The sequence below is a fragment of the Rheinheimera tilapiae genome, from assembly GCF_042432165.1.
Classification (GTDB): Bacteria; Pseudomonadota; Gammaproteobacteria; order Enterobacterales; family Alteromonadaceae; genus Pararheinheimera; species Pararheinheimera tilapiae.
This window is the reverse complement of sequence record NZ_JBHLXP010000001.1, coordinates 924911-940764: the sequence shown is the minus strand read 5'-3', so window position 1 is coordinate 940764 and position 15854 is coordinate 924911. Positions and strand designations below refer to the sequence as shown.

Sequence of the window (15854 nt, the reverse complement as noted above, 5' to 3'; positions counted from 1 at the left end):
TTAATTCACACCTGTCAGACGTCGACAAACAACTGCAACCTGCTCGGCTGCATCGTCGATGGCACAAGAACGTGCCAGTTGTGCCATGTGCGCCAGTGGAGTCTTATCTGACAACCAGCTTTGCAGCAGCGGCACTAATATTTCCGGTTTTAATTCAGCCTGAGGCAGCAATAACGCGGCCTGCTTCGATACCAACACACTGGCGTTCGCCGTCTGATGGTCATCTATTGCAGTCGGCAGCGGTACAAACAGCGCCGCCACTCCGACACACGCCACTTCACTGACAGTCAGCGCGCCGGCCCGGCAAATCACCAAATCAGCCCAACGATAAGCGTCAGCCATATCATCAATAAAAGCAGTGACTTGCACTTCAAGATTTGCCGGCTTTGTGGCATATGCCAATTCAGTTTGCGCCAGTTCAAGTTGCCCGGTCTGATGACGCACCTTGATCTGGCCAGAAGCCGCGGCCTGCTTCAGGATCGGCGGCAAAGCCTGATTAAAAACCCTAGCGCCTAAACTACCACCGACGATCAAAATATTTAAGCTTTTCTGCAAATAATTCTGCGGATTTAACCCAATCAGCGCCTGGCGTACCGGATTTCCCAACACAACTCGCTGTGGCAGATTGGAAAAGGCTTGCGGGAACGCAACCAGCACCTGATCGGCGATCCGCGCCAACAGCTTATTGGTGGTACCGGCCACCGCATTTTGTTCATGGATCACCAGCGGAATGCCATCCAACCAGGCCGCCAAACCACCTGGACCACTGGCGTAGCCGCCAAAACCAAGCACCAGATTAGGTCGGAGTTGTTTCACCAGCGATCTGGCCTGAGCGACTGAGCGCCATAACATCCATGGCGCCTGCAACAAAGAACGCCAGCCTTTGCCGCGTAATCCGGCGACGCTGATCGTGTGCAGCGGATAACCAAATTCAGGTACCAACCGCGCTTCCATCCGGTCCGCAGTGCCAAGCCAGTGCACAATCCAACCGTCTGCAGCCAACACATCGGCCACGGCACGCGCCGGGAAAATATGACCACCGGTACCACCGGCCATGATCAGAACTGTTGGTCTCAGCGCGTTCGCCGGAACCTCCGGCATGGCGAGTTCAGGCATGAACCCCTCCGCTGATCGCATGTTTACCTTTGAGGCGTACTTCAAAATCGATTCTGAGCACAATGGCAGCAGCCACCAGCATAATTACCAGACTACTGCCGCCTGAGCTGACAAATGGCAACGTCAGGCCTTTGGTCGGCAAAGCGCCGGTCGCGACGCCGATATTGACGAAGGTCTGACAGCCAATCCAGATCGCGATGGAATAAGCCAGAAAGCCATGAAAACTCATACCTTTTTGCACCGCACGTTTGCCGATCCACAAGGCACGCACCAACATCAGGAATAGCAGGCCCGCAACAGTCATGACACCGAGCAAACCGGTTTCTTCCGCAATAATGGCCAGAATAAAGTCGGTGTGGGCCTCCGGCAGGTACTCCAGTTTTTGCACAGAATTGCCGAGTCCCTGGCCAGACAAACCACCGCGGCCAAACGCCATTAGCGATTGTGTCAGCTGATAACCGCTACCAAAGGGGTCGGCCCATGGATCTAAAAACGCGGTAACCCGTCGCCAGCGGTATTCGCTATAGACAATCAACACCGCCATCGATGCCAGACCAGTCAGAATTAGACCGAAAAACTGCCAGAGTTTGGCGCCGGCTAAAAACAACAGCACCACGCTGGTGCCGAACATCACAATCACTGTACCAAGGTCAGGCTGCATCAACAGCAACACTGCAAACACGAATAGCACTAACAACGGCTTCAAAAAGCCTTTGAAGTTCTCAATGACCTCTTCGTGCCGGCGCACCAGATAACTCGACAGATAGATAAAAAAGAATAATTTGGCTGGCTCAGCTGCCTGAATACCAATAGGACCAACATAGAGCCAGCGCGTACTGCCGTTGACGTTACGGCCAAATGCCAATACGGCTATCAGCCCGAGGATCCCCAACACCAACAGCACCATACTCCCCTGCAACCAGCGATCTATCGGCACATTCAACGCCAGATAAGCGCAGCCGACACCGATCACGATATACACCAGATGACGGATCGCATAATGCAGCGGTTCACCAAACAGCCGTTCCGCCACAGGCACTGAGGCGCTGGTCACCATGACAAAACCGATTCCGAGCAACAGGATCATCAGCGTAAAGAAAAAACGGTCATAACTAACGCCGTCTTCCGCGCGCCACCAGTCGACCCAATGCTCGATTAACTGATCGCCCTGCTGCACTAACCACGCTTTCATTTGATCACCTGCTGCACAGCATCAGCGAATAAACGGCCGCGTTCTTCGTAATTTTTAAACATATCGAGGCTGGCACAAGCCGGCGATAACAACACCATGTCACCGGCGCGGGCCAGTGCCGCAGCCTGTTTTACCGCGGCGGTCAGATCGGCGACTTCGATGCTGCCAGGTACTAACGCCGCAATAGCCGGTCCGTCTCGTCCGAGCGTGATCACCTGATCCACCTGTTGCCGCAAAACAGTGGCAAGCTCAGTAAAATCAACGCCTTTACCATCGCCACCGGCGATCAGAATTAACTTGCCCGACACATCGGCACGCAGGCCTGCGATCGCCGCCAATGTGGCGCCGACATTGGTCGCCTTAGAATCATTGACCCAACGCACACCGGCATGGTCAGCGACCAAAGCACAACGATGTGGTAACGGCTGATAGGTTTTTAACGCCTGTACCAGCGCCTCACGGCGGCAACCAACCGCCAAGGCTAAGGCACAGGACGCCAGTGCATTAAATTGATTGTGCCGGCCAACCATCGACATCTGGGTTACCGGCAACAAAGGGGCGCCGTCTACCAGCAGCCAGGTTTCACCCTGCTGCTGCACCAAACCATAACCATCCTGCGGTTGTTGCAGGTTCAGGCCAATTTGTGGCGCTGCACAACCGAGCGGACGAGTCAGAGGATCTTCAGCGTTGTAGATCGCTACATCGGTATGCAGATAAATCCGTTGTTTGGCTGCGGTATAAGCGGCCATAGTGCCATGGCGATCGAGATGATCTTCAGTCACATTCAGATTGGCTGCAGCACGCAGTTTTAAACTATGGGTCGTGTCGAGTTGAAAACTGGAAAGCTCCAGCACATACACTTTCGCGTCGGTTCTTTCCAGCGCATCCAACACAGCCAGACCGATGTTTCCAGCAGCTAAGGCCTGCATTCCGCTGCAATTGAGCATATGTTCGGTCAGCTTGGTAACGGTCGATTTGCCGTTCGAACCAGTCACAGCAACCACCGGTTTTTCATTGCACAGGGCAAATAATTCCACGTCGCCCATCAGCTGTGCGCCTTGCGCTGTGGCAAACCGGATCGCGGGATGGCTGGTGTCAAGACCAGGGCTCACCAGCAGCACATCCATCCGTGCTAACCGGTTCGCGTCCAGTTCACCAAAATAAATACCATCGACTTTTTCCGCCGGAATGGTCTCAATACCCGCGACTTTTAAGCGGGTATCCATCAGCACCGGCTTGACGCCTTGTTTCAGCAAAAAACGTACAGTTGCAAGCCCGGTCACCCCAAGCCCAATCACCGCGACTCTTTTGCCTTGAAACAGCTTTGTCATGCGTGAATTTTCCTTTGCGTTAACGCAGTTTTAAGGTCGCTAAACCAATCAGCACAAAAATAATCGATAGGATCCAGAAGCGCACAATTACGCGAGGTTCCGGCCAGCCTTTTAATTCGTAATGGTGGTGAATTGGCGCCATGCGGAAGATGCGCTGGCCGCGTAATTTGTATGAGCCGACCTGCAGGATCACTGACATTGTCTCGATGACAAAAATACCACCCATCACAATCAGCACAATTTCCTGCCGCACCAGCACTGCGATCACGCCGAGTAATGCGCCTAACGCTAATGAACCGACATCGCCCATAAAAACTTGTGCCGGATAGGTGTTAAACCATAAAAAGCCTAGACCAGCGCCGACCATACTGGTACAGACCACGACCAATTCGGAAGTCAGCGGTAAATGGGGAATATTCAGATAGTTGGCAAATACAGCGTTACCACTGACATAAGCAATAATGGCAAATGCTGCTGCGACCATCACGGTCGGCACTATGGCGAGACCGTCCAGACCATCGGTCAGGTTGACTGCATTAGAAAAACCGACCATGACAAAATATGTGGTAACAAGGAAAAACAGGCCAAGCTGAGGCAGTACATCTTTGACAAAAGGCACCAGCAATGACGTTTCAGCCGGCCGTTCTGCGGTGGCATACAGGAAAATCGCCGTTACCAGCGCAAACACCGATTGCCAGAAATATTTCCAGCGTGCGATTAAGCCTTTCGGGTCTTTGCGGATGACTTTGCGGTAGTCGTCGATAAAACCAATCCAGCCATAAGCGACCAGCACAAACAGCACAACCCAGACGTATTTATTACTCAGGTCGGCCCACAGCAGTGTGCTGATGCCGATGGAACCTAAAATCAGCAAACCGCCCATAGTCGGAGTGCCTTTTTTAGAAAAATGACTTTGTGGCCCGTCATTGCGTACAGTCTGGCCGATTTGCAGGCGTTGCAGCGCAGCAATCAGTTTCGGGCCGAAATACAGACTCAGCAATAATGCCGTCAGAACGCCAAGAATGGCGCGAAACGTCAAATAGCTGAATACGTTAAAAGCATTGATATATTGAGTCAGAAACTCGGCTAACCAAACTAACATGCGCTTGTCTCCTGCTGACATCTTTCTAGCAAGTCCTGAACAACTAACTCCATCCGGGCGCTGCGCGAGCCTTTAACCAGAATGGATACTTCTTCTTTGTTCTGTAACAAAGCATACAATTTGCTCAGCAGGTGCTCGCGCGAGCTGAAATGCGCGCCTTGCTGATGGAATTGCTCACTGGCGTTCTGCGACAATACCCCTAAGGTGAATAGGCCGTTAATTCCCGCCTGTTTGGCGTGGATACCTACTTCTTCGTGGTAGATCCGCGCATCTGGACCCAATTCGCCCATATCGCCCAGTACGAGGTAACGCTGACCGCCATATGAGGCGAGTAAATCGATCGCCGCTTTTGCGGATTCCACATTGGCATTGTAGGTATCGTCGATAATGCGCAGACCGGCTTTTGGCTGATACACATTAATCCGGCCTTTGACCGGCTGCATCGCAGCGAGGCCAAGCTGTACGTCGGTCAAGCTGGCACCAAGTGCGAGCGCTGCGGCAGTGGCGGCTAAGGCGTTATGCACATTGTGTTTGCCAGGCAACGTCAACTGCACAAAGCAATGACCTTGCGGCGTATGTAACTCAAAACCGGCGCAGCCTTCGGCGTCCAGTTCAATATTATCGGCATAGATATCAGCATGTTGGGTAGCACTAAAACTCTGCACGTTTAAGTGCTGAACCTTAGGTAACCAATAACCATAATAGTCAGAATCCAGCGGCAGAATCGCCGTACCACCGGCAGACAAACCGCTGTAAATTTCACCTTTGGCGCGGGCAACGCCAAAAATATCGCCAAAACCTTCAATATGCGCCGGTGCGACTATGGTGATCATCGCCACATCCGGTTTCACCAGCGAGCTGGTATAAGCAATTTCACCTAAGTGATTGGCACCAAGCTCCATCACGGCAAAATTGTGGCTTTCGTTCAGACGTAACAACGTCAGCGGCACACCGATTTCATTATTAAAATTGCCGGCGGTGGCCAGTACATTGCCGATGCGCGATAAAATCGCAGCCATCATTTCTTTGACCGTCGTTTTACCAACGCTGCCGGTCACTGCAACCGTCTTCAGCTGCAGCTTACTTTTTACCAATGCACCCAACTGGCCAAGCGCAATGCGGGTATCAGCCACAATAAATTGTGGGACCGGCACATCCAGTTGCCGGGTCACCACCAGCGCACAGGCTCCTTTATTCACAACTTCTTCGGCAAATTTATGGCCGTCAAAATTCGGCCCTTGCAGGGCAATAAATAAATCACCCGGCGCGATGTGCCGGCTGTCCGTACTAACGCTATTAATTGCAACATCAGCACCGACCAGACGGGCCGATAATGCCGTAGCTATTTCACTGGCCATTAAAGTGATCATCAGCTCATCTCCGCCAATAAATCATTGATAAATTTACGTTCGTCATAATCCCGCACGATATTTCCCAATACCTGATAACTCTCGTGGCCTTTACCGGCCACCAGGATCATGTCATGCGCGTGGGCTTCAATCAGGGCCAGTTTAATGGCTGATTCCCGATCAGGTTCGATCTGGCAGTTGGCGCCGGTTTGCATACCAGCAGCAATGTCTTTACAGATATCGAGTACAGCTTCAGTGCGGGGGTTGTCAGCGGTAATGATAACATGATCCGCGTGCTGTTCGGCGATTTGTCCCATTAAAGGTCGTTTGCCTTTGTCGCGATCGCCACCACAGCCGAAGACACACCAGATCCGGCCACGGCTTTGCTGTCTGAGCGCCTGCAAACTTTGCTTCAGCGCATCAGGGGTATGGGCATAATCCACTACCAGCGACACATGGTCGGGAAAATGCCACAGTTCCATCCGACCGGCGACCGCTTTGAGTTTTTTCACCGCATCAACAATGGCAGATAGTTTGTGACCACACTGCAATAAGGCACCGACGGCAGCCAACACGTTTTGTACGTTAAATTCGGCCAACAACGGGATTTGCAAATCAAAGTCGCCGAGGTGACTGTGCAGGCGCAGATGAAAACCTTTGCCGTCTGAGCGCAGGTGGTCATAACCCAAATATTGCGGATGACCGGCACAATCAGCTAAACGACCGTAGACCAGCACCGGTACCTCACAATCCGCGGCCAGTGTTTTGCCAAAGTCGTCAGACACATTGATCACCGCGGTCTGACACTGCCCAGCACGAAACAACAGTGCTTTGGCAGCGCCATAAGCTTCCATCGTGCCGTGATAGTCCAGATGATCACGGCTTAAATTTGTAAACACCGCGACTTTAAATTGCAGACCGGCAACGCGCTGTTGCACCAGTGCATGCGATGACACTTCCATCGCACTACGCAAACGGCCTTGCTCGCAAAACCCATAAAATATCCGATGTAAATCGACCAAATGAGGCGTAGTGTTTTGTAGCGGCGTCAGCGTCTGATATGGACCGTAACCCAAAGTACCGACCACTGCGGCAGGCTTACCCAGCAAGTCAGACAGCTGATTGACAAAAATCGCTGTACTGGATTTACCGTTGGTGCCGGTGATACCAATCAGTTCCAGCCGCTGTGCCGCATCCTGGTAAAAACTACTGACCAACGCAGGCAGCACAGTCAGCAGATCTGGCCAGACGCAGACCTGCGGTTCCAGAGCAAGACTGGTGTCGCCGTCAGCCAGACTATCGGTCAGGATCAGCGCTGCACCGCTACTGAGCGCCTGGCGGATATAGCGGTTGCCATGACCACCAACACCGGGCAGTGCGAGAAAAATATCACCATTTTTCAGATGTTTAGAATTGTACTGCAGATCTGCAGCAGCAGTTATTTCTGGCAGCTTCTCTAACGCACAAAGCGACTGCCCTGCGGCAGTCGCTTTGAACGGAGTCAACCAGCGCTGGAGTCGGTTAACCTGCATCGGGACCTCCGGTCACCTTGGTAATACGGCTGTCATTGCCATCAGGTGGTAAATTCAGCAGTTGCATCGCAGCCCCCATCACAGTGCTGAACACTGGAGCCGCCACTTCACCGCCATAATAATAATCACCGCTGGGTTCGTTAATAATGACTACACAGGCCAGACGAGGGCTGGAGATCGGCCCGATACCAGCGAATGAACCGATATAGTCATTACCATAACCACCGGCAATAGCTTTTTTCGCAGTACCTGTTTTACCGCCAACGCGGTAACCCGGTACTCTGGCTTTGGTTGCTGTGCCGCCTTTTTCTGTTACTTGCTCCAGCATTTCAACCATTGCGTCGGCATATTGTTCCGACACCACTTGTTTGCCGGCTGGTGGCTGGTCAGACTTTAACAGCGTGAGTGGCCGGACTACGCCACCATTGGCAATCGCCGAATACATTTTAGCCAGTTGCACCGCAGTCACAGACAAACCATAACCAAAAGATAAAGTAGCGCGTTCATGATCAGACCAACGTGCGCGTTCCCGCAACATGCCGGCACTTTCACCGACCAAGCCAAGACCAGTATCAGAACCGATCCCCATGTCGTAATACATATCAAGCAGTTCTTCGTGCGGCATGCCCAGTGCCAAGCGTGTCACACCAATGTTGGATGACTTACGCATAATACCGGTCAGATCCAGATCGCCATAACCATTGGTGTCCTGCACCCGTCGGCCGCCGACCATAATGGTGCCGTGGCCGGTCGCAATGACGGTATTCATATTAGCAGTGCCATTTTCCAGTGCAGCTAAGACTGGCAACGGCTTAATGGTTGAACCCGGCTCAAAAGTGTCGGTGATGGCCCTGTTACGGAAACGGTGTACCGCAGTATTCTTGCGGTTATTTGGGTTATACGACGGACTATTCACCATCGCCAACACTTCACCGGTATGCACATCGACCAGCACCAGCGAGCCTGAGGCCGCACCAAAGGTCAGCACTGCTTTTTTCAACTCGCGATAAGCCACCGCCTGAATACGCTGATCAATCGACAGCTGTAAGTTGCGGGATGCTGTCGCATCTTCCTGTTCCAGCACTTCAATTTCGCGGCCTTTGGCATCTTTGCGCACCAACTTACGACCCGGAGTGCCTTTTAAAATACTGTCAAACTGCCGCTCAACGCCTTCCACGCCGTGGTCGTCAACGTTGGTAAAACCAAGAATATGCGCGGTCACTTCGCCTGATGGGTAATAACGTTTAGATTCCTGCTTGAAATAAACACCCGGCACTTTGAGTTTGCGGATGTAATCTACAGTCGCAGGACTGGCCTGACGCTGCAGATAGACGTAACGCTTTTTCTTGTCGCTGGCGATTTTCTTGGTCAGCTCTTCCGGCGTCACTTGCAGCATTTCCGCTAAGGCGTGCCAGCGGCGCTGATCTTTATTAGCACCGGCTTCAATCACCATTTTTGAGTCAGCATAAATCGATTCAACCGGCACACTGACGGCCAGCTCTTCACCATTACGGTCGGTGATCATGCCGCGCAGTACGTCGTCAGACTTGACGCGCAAAGAGCGTAAGTCACCCTGTGCAATCAGTTTGTCCGGCTCAATCACCTGCAAATAAGCTGCACGCGCAATTAATCCGACAAATACGGTGGACAATGTCAGCACGACAAAAGCAAAACGCCAGCTGATTAAAGTGGGTTGTTTGCGGCTCTTTGCCTGACGGCCGTTGCTCTTTCTCATGGTTCATCCACCACTATATCTTGCTGTCCCAGCGGACGAACCATCAGCAGCTGTTTCTTTGCCAGCTCTTCAACGCGGCTATGTTCAGACAAAGCACGCTGTTCGACCAATAAATTGCGCCATTCCATATCCAGCGCATCCCGTTGTTGAAATAATTTGTCCTGACTGATAGTCAGCTGCCGGTTCATATGGGTCAGCTCAATCACCGCCAGTGCCGAGCCCATAGCGCCAATCAACAGCAGGATCACCAGCTTGTGCTGGGCTAAATCCTGCAGGATCAGGCGATTGAGTCGAATCGCACTCATGCTTTAGCCTTTGGCGAGCTTGCCGCCATGCGCTCAGCTACCCGAAGTACCGCACTGCGTGAACGCGGATTAGCTGCCAGTTCGGCATCAGACGGCATCATCGCTTTGCCAATCAGCTTCAGAGCCAGATCCTGGCGCATTTGCGCTTCGGTCAGCACAATGCCTTTAGGCAGCTGTGCCGGCTTACTGTGTTTGCGCATAAATTGTTTGACCAGCCGGTCTTCCAGCGAATGAAAGCTAATCACGGCCAGACGTCCGCCCGGTTTTAACACTGTCAACGCCGCTTCTAACGCTTGATTGACCTGTTCCAGTTCGCTGTTGATATAAATCCGAATGCCCTGAAAACTGCGGGTGGCCGGGTGTTTTTTCTCTTTAAAACTTTTTGGCACGACACGGGCGATTAATGCCGCCAGTTGTGCAGTGCGGGTAAAAGGTTCAGTGACGCGGTCTTCAACGATCGCATTAGCGATTTTCCAGGCGAATTTCTCTTCACCGTATTCGCGCAGTACAAAAGTGATGTCTTCGACGTCGGCTTTAGCCAGCCAGGCGGCAGCGGAAATACCCGAGGTTGGGTCCATCCGCATATCGAGTGGGCCGTCACGCATAAAACTAAAACCGCGCTCGGCATCATCCAGTTGCGGTGATGACACGCCTAAATCCAGTAAAATGCCGTCCACTGCACCGGTGATTTGCTGGTCTGCAGCCACAGTGGCCAACTCAGCAAAAGCACAATGGCTGATATGAAAACGCGCGTCTTTGGCGAACTCATCGGCGGCAGCCGCAGCAATGGCTGACGGGTCGCGGTCAATAGCAAACAATCGACCTTCTGGGCCCAGCTGGCTTAACACCACCCGGCTATGCCCTCCCCTGCCAAAGGTGCCGTCGACATAAATGCCGTCTGGCCGAATAGCGAGGCCTTCGATGGTCTCGGTTAACAAGACTGAAATGTGTGCGGGCTGGGTCATAAGGACAAATCCATTAAACGTTCTGACAGCTCGGCATCACCGGCCTGGGCAAGTTCCTGTTCAGCAGCCATGTCTTCAGCAACGCGCTGATGCCAGGTCTCTTCATCCCAGATCTCAAATTTGTTTAGTTGTCCCACCAGGCGTAAGCCTTTGCTTAAGTGCGCATGGGAGCGCAGCGTGGCGGGAAGCAGAATGCGGCCGTTTTTGTCCATTTCACAATCGGTGGCATGGCCCAATAACAGACGTTTTAAGCGTTGTTCCTGCGGGTTAAAGCTCGACAGCCGTTTCAGCTTCTCTTCGATTTCTTCCCATTCGGACAATGGATACAGCAGCAAGCAGGGATCTTTATGGTCGATCGTACAGATCAGTTGGCCACTGGCGTCAGATAACAACAGGTCACGGTAACGCGTTGGCAGCGTCAACCGACCCTTGTCGTCCAGGCTCAGAGCAAAAGACCCACGAAACATGAATTGATCCCACTTGGTTATTATTTGATCCGTAGAAGATCCACACTGACCCACAATCTTCCACAATGTCACAGTTTAGGGCTGCAAATTCAGCATTGTCAAGGCGAAACCCCACTGTATCGATCGAATAAGATCCAATAAAAATGCGGCTTGCGGCGAAGGTGGGAAAAAAGGGGGAAAAAGTGGGAGAAAAATCCACGGATCAGCAGATCAAGGGGTAAAAAGTGTCGCGTAACTATATGCAACAGACTGTGGCAGCGAATAGATTCGTTTGGCTGTCCAGCCATCCGTGTGGAGTGATTCGGGCCGCAGCAGTGGTTTGCAGGAGGCGGTCGTCGTACCCTCAGAGCAATAGTGACATCGGGAGATGTACGCCACGTGGTGGCCAGCGGGCTGCGCTTGCCGCTACCTACGATCTGGCATCAAGGGGGGGAATAGCGTTGTTGGGCGTCACACGTCCAGCATGTGATGCCCAGCATGTGATGCCCAGCATGTGATGCCCAACATGTGACGCAAAATGATGTGGTTTTATTGCACGCCAGCGCGACGGCCAGCCAGTTTAAACTCTTCGTCACTGAGGACACGCACAGCAGCGCCATCCTTCAGCGTATCCGCGCCACGCACCACCAGCTGATCTCCACTGCTGAGCGCACCTTCAACCTGCAGCCATTCGCCCTGACCTTGGCCCAAGACCACTTTTACCTGCTGCGCTTTATTACCGGCCACTTTGAATACCGAGTGTTGTTGCTGCGCCAGTACCAGCGCGTCACGATGGATCACCAGGCTATCGCGCGCCACCGCGGTGGGAATGCCAACGCTAACCAGCTGCCCAACCTGAAAACCACTGCCGCCGGCCTGCAGCCGCAATTCAAAAGTCTGCGAGCGACTGTCAGACACCGGGATCGTCGATTGCACTTGCAGTGAACGCTGGCCCTGCTGGTCAAACACACTAACCTGCTGGCCTGGCTGCACATAAGCGGCGTATTGCAGCGGCGCAAACACCCGAACTTCGAGCTGTTCCAGATTCACCAGTTGCAACAAAGGCGCACTGCGGCTGATCTCTTCGCCGATCTGATGGAAACGCTGGCTGACTACACCAGCAAAGGGCGCCTTTAATTCAGCCCGGTTCAGCTGATCCTGCAATTGCGCCAATGACGCCTGGCTCAGCTCAATATCGGCCCGCGCCAGATCAGCTTCGGCCTGAGTTTGATCAACCAGCGTTTGCGACACCAGCGCTTTGCTAAGCAGACTGCGTTGGCGCGCCAGTTCTTTATCCAGCCGCAACGACTGGATCTGTGCGCGTTTTAACTGCGCTTGTAGCTCAGATGCGCGCAACTGCAACGGTTTTAAATCTAGCCTGGCCAGCACGTCACCGGCCTGCACCTGCTGACCAGGTTCTGCGATCCAGTCCAGCCGGCCATCCACGCCGGTACTTAAATTCGACTGATATTTACTTTGCACCTGGCCGGACACCATCATGGTTGGGGCAATTTGCATGGTCCGCACCGCCGCGGTACTGACGACGCGCTCTGGCGCCTGCTCCTGCGCAGACAGTGCAGGCGCCGTCAGCACGGCACCAAACAACAGACTTAACAGTAATTTTCTCTCAGGCAATTTCATCAGCAACCTCGGCAACATAAATTGGTTTTTCCCGGCGTTTGGCCGGCAAAGCCTGCAACATTGCAGGTACTAAAATCAGACTAAACAGCATACTGAATGTCATACCACCAACAATCACGATGGCCAGACCGCGATAGATTTCGGTGCCAACACCGGGGATCAGCGCCAGCGGCAACATACCAAATATGCTGGTCAGGGTACTCATAAAAATTGGCCGCGCGCGAATTTGTACAGCCAATTCAATCGCATCCAACTGCGCCATGCCAAGCTGCAACGACTGGCGATACTGCTCAACCAGCAAAATTGCATTGTTAACCACCAGGCCAAGCAAGATGATAAAGCCAATCATCGTCAGTAAATCAAGCGACTGAAACACAAAGAGATTCAGCAGCTTCAGCCCAATGACACCACCAGCCAACGCCATTGGCATCGTCAACAGCACCAACAAGCTGTCACGTGCCGATTTAAACAGCGCCGCCATCAGTAAAAACAGAATCAATACTGCGACAACAAAGTTCGCCAACATCGAATGCATCGCTTTATCCAACCGGTCAGCACTGCCGCGAAATTGCACTGTCATGTCACTGCCATGCTTATTGCGCAGCGGCTGCACAATGTCCTGCTGCAGCACATTGACCACATCTTCCAGCGCCATCGTTGCCGGTGGCGACACCTGTAGGCTGACCGTACGCAGACCATTCACGCGTAATAAAGTGGTCGGGCCGACTGTGCGCTGCATCTGCGTCAGCTGGCCCAGCGTCTGCACACCGGCTTGTTGGGTGAAAATCGGCGTAGCCTGTAATTGCTCCGGATTGTCCCATGGATGCGCCCGCAGGATGATATCCATCCGTTCATTGCCGTCGAATTGCTCGCCAACATAAATACCATCTGTCATCGCTCGAATTGCCGTCGCCACCGAAAAGCGGTCAATGCCGGCCTGCGCGATATTATGTTCATCCGGCAGAATGCGCAGCTCCGGTTGATTCTGCTGTAAGCCGGGTTCGGCTTGCACATTGGCGCCTGGTAACTTTTGTTCGATCAACGCCTTGGCCGCGGCTGCCTGCGCCATCAGGAAGTCGGTGTCCGGCCCCTGAAAGTCGACAAACATCTCCCGGCCCGAGTTAAAACCAAAATTGAGCAGACTGGCGCGGAAGCTGAACGACTCGGTATCCGGCAGATCTTTTAAGATTTCCGTGCGTAACAAAGTCATCATATCCTCAACCGCGCGCGGGTCCTCCGGATAGATAAAAAGCACGTTAAAGGCAGAAAACATCGACAGGTTATAACCTTTGATCGCCGGATACTTTTTCTCTTCGTAATAAGGTTGCAGCCGTTTGACCAATAACTGGCCAATTTCCTGTTCCATCACTTTGATATTGCCACCCGGCGGCAAAGTAAAACCAGTGAAAATACCGTCACCATTGGCCTGCGGCAGGAAATCGGCTTTGGGTAATATCAACGTGATCAGCAACATAGCGCCAGGGACTAAAGCCAGTGACCAGCCGATGGCGCGGCTTTTACCTTTGGTCAGCTGCATCACCCAGTGCGCCAATTGCGTCCAGCGCGCCGCCAGCGGATCTGGTTTGATATCCGCGGCTTTAAACCACAGCATGGTGCAAACCGGCAATAACGTCAGCGCGACCAGCATCGAGGCGGAGATCGATACGGCCAGCGTCAGCGCTAAATCATAAAACAGCTGGCCTTCAACGCCTTGCATATAAAGTACCGGCAGGAAAATCGCGACTGTGGTGGCGGTGGATGCCAATAACGCCCCCCCAACCTGGCGACACCCGAGTTTAATCGCGGCACCGAGCGCCAGCCCCTGCTGCATCAGCCGGACAATATTCTCCTGCACCACAATCGCCGCATCCAGCACCATGCCAACCGCAAAGGCGAGGCCTGCCAGCGATATGACATTGAGGCTACGGCCAAACGCCTGCAACACGACAAAAGCTATCAGCAGACAAACCGGGATAGTCAGGCCAATCAGCGCAGTCGCTTTCCAGCCACGAAGAAAGATGTACAGAATGCCGAGACTGAGCGCGACACCGAGCCACAGATTGGAATTGACCAGCGCAATGGCGCGGCGGATATGGATAGACGCGTCAAAACTCAGCTCCATTTCCAGTTGTTGCGGCGCCAGAATGTCGCGGTTCAGTTCGACGATGGCTTTATTCACTTCATCCAAAATCGCCACTGTGTTGGAATTCTCGCCGCGTTCCAGCGTCAGGTAATAAGCCGGCAAGCCGTTGCGTTTGGTAAAGCCGTTGATTTCCGGATAACCCAGCTCCACCTCAGCAATTTCCTGCAAATACACCGGCCGGCCCTGGTTGTATGACACTATCATCCGGGCATAATCTGCCGGTTCAAACTGACCTTCAAAGCGCACTGTGTATTGCCGGCGGCCGACTTCGGCAAAACCACCGGACATATTCACTGAGCGGCTGATGCTGCTTTGCAGTTGTTCAATGCCGATGCCCAGCGCAGCCATTTTATAAGGATCAAAAGTGATATGCAGTTCACGCGGCAAATCTGACGCCAGCTCAACACTACTGACGCCTGGGATCGCGCGCAGCCGCGGGCCGACGTTGTCTCGGATCAGTTTCAGGTAAGGACCAAAATCATCACCAGCTTGCGGGTTCATTTGTTTGATCAGAATGGAGGCGACATTACCGCGCCCGCTGCCGACGTTAATCTGTGGTTCGGCCGCTTCGCGTGGCCGCGGCGGCGCCTGATTCAATGCATTGATCACATCCAGCATGGCGCGCTGCATATCCTGACCGACTTCAAAGGTCAGTGAAATCGAGCCATAGCCTTGACCAACATTACTTTGGATCTCCACCACGCCAGGCACGTTGCGCAGGGTATTTTCCTGCGGTTCGATAATAGTGGCTTCCATCTCCTGCGGCGCAGCAGCCCGCCAACCGTTATTGATAAAGATTTGCGGCCGGTCTAAATCCGGCAACAACTGAATAGGCAGTTTGTAAAACGCCAGCAGGCCAAATAGCACAATCAGGCATACCAGCACAAAAGTGGCTGCGGGGTTTTTGCAGGCCGCTCGCGTCAGATTCATCGCTTATCATCCACAACTTTAATGCGCCGAGTATATGAGACACTCATGAAATTCCCAGCAAAAACTG

Annotated in this window: 12 protein-coding genes; all 12 read right to left on the bottom strand. The window is 53.0% G+C overall.

Annotation, left to right across the window (positions count from 1 at the left end; genetic code table 11):
• The 12 genes from murG to ACFFJP_RS03815 all read right to left on the bottom strand — a co-directional run bounded on the left by murG (position 1) and on the right by ACFFJP_RS03815 (position 15787).
• Entirely contained in the window at positions 1-1116 is a 1116-nt protein-coding gene (gene murG, locus ACFFJP_RS03870; protein WP_377240707.1) for an undecaprenyldiphospho-muramoylpentapeptide beta-N-acetylglucosaminyltransferase, read from the bottom strand.
• Entirely contained in the window at positions 1109-2308 is a 1200-nt protein-coding gene (gene ftsW / locus ACFFJP_RS03865) for a putative lipid II flippase FtsW (RefSeq protein ID WP_377240705.1), read from the bottom strand. Before ftsW ends, murG begins: the two co-directional genes overlap by 8 nt.
• The gene (gene murD, locus ACFFJP_RS03860; RefSeq protein ID WP_377240703.1) at positions 2305-3639 is read right to left on the bottom strand and encodes a UDP-N-acetylmuramoyl-L-alanine--D-glutamate ligase; all 1335 of its coding nucleotides are present in this window, start codon (positions 3637-3639) and stop codon (positions 2305-2307) included. Before murD ends, ftsW begins: the two co-directional genes overlap by 4 nt.
• A gap of 19 nt (positions 3640-3658) precedes the next feature.
• On the bottom strand, positions 3659-4741 hold the full coding sequence (mraY, locus tag ACFFJP_RS03855; protein ID WP_377240701.1) for a phospho-N-acetylmuramoyl-pentapeptide-transferase: 1083 nt from the start codon (positions 4739-4741) through the stop codon (positions 3659-3661).
• Positions 4735-6111, bottom strand: a complete 1377-nt coding sequence (locus ACFFJP_RS03850; RefSeq protein ID WP_377240699.1) for a UDP-N-acetylmuramoyl-tripeptide--D-alanyl-D-alanine ligase — start codon at positions 6109-6111, stop codon at positions 4735-4737. Before ACFFJP_RS03850 ends, mraY begins: the two co-directional genes overlap by 7 nt.
• Complete coding sequence (locus tag ACFFJP_RS03845; RefSeq protein WP_377240697.1) at positions 6111-7622, bottom strand: UDP-N-acetylmuramoyl-L-alanyl-D-glutamate--2,6-diaminopimelate ligase; 1512 nt, start codon at positions 7620-7622, stop codon at positions 6111-6113. Before ACFFJP_RS03845 ends, ACFFJP_RS03850 begins: the two co-directional genes overlap by 1 nt.
• Positions 7612-9357, bottom strand: a complete 1746-nt coding sequence (locus tag ACFFJP_RS03840) for a penicillin-binding transpeptidase domain-containing protein (protein WP_377240695.1) — start codon at positions 9355-9357, stop codon at positions 7612-7614. The genes ACFFJP_RS03845 and ACFFJP_RS03840 overlap by 11 nt, the downstream gene beginning before the upstream one ends.
• Positions 9354-9662, bottom strand: a complete 309-nt coding sequence (gene ftsL, locus ACFFJP_RS03835) for a cell division protein FtsL (protein WP_208933185.1) — start codon at positions 9660-9662, stop codon at positions 9354-9356. Before ftsL ends, ACFFJP_RS03840 begins: the two co-directional genes overlap by 4 nt.
• Positions 9659-10627, bottom strand: coding sequence for a 16S rRNA (cytosine(1402)-N(4))-methyltransferase RsmH (gene rsmH, locus ACFFJP_RS03830; protein ID WP_377240693.1), 969 nt, complete (start codon positions 10625-10627; stop codon positions 9659-9661). The genes ftsL and rsmH overlap by 4 nt, the downstream gene beginning before the upstream one ends.
• Positions 10624-11094 carry a division/cell wall cluster transcriptional repressor MraZ gene (gene mraZ, locus ACFFJP_RS03825; protein WP_208933183.1) on the bottom strand — a complete coding sequence of 157 codons (471 nt, stop codon included), beginning with the start codon at positions 11092-11094 and terminating at the stop codon, positions 10624-10626. The genes rsmH and mraZ overlap by 4 nt, the downstream gene beginning before the upstream one ends.
• Before the next feature lie 528 nt (positions 11095-11622).
• The gene (locus ACFFJP_RS03820) at positions 11623-12714 is read right to left on the bottom strand and encodes an efflux RND transporter periplasmic adaptor subunit (RefSeq protein WP_377240691.1); all 1092 of its coding nucleotides are present in this window, start codon (positions 12712-12714) and stop codon (positions 11623-11625) included.
• The gene (locus ACFFJP_RS03815; RefSeq protein ID WP_377240689.1) at positions 12701-15787 is read right to left on the bottom strand and encodes an efflux RND transporter permease subunit; all 3087 of its coding nucleotides are present in this window, start codon (positions 15785-15787) and stop codon (positions 12701-12703) included. Before ACFFJP_RS03815 ends, ACFFJP_RS03820 begins: the two co-directional genes overlap by 14 nt.
• Positions 15788-15854 lie beyond the last annotated feature (67 nt).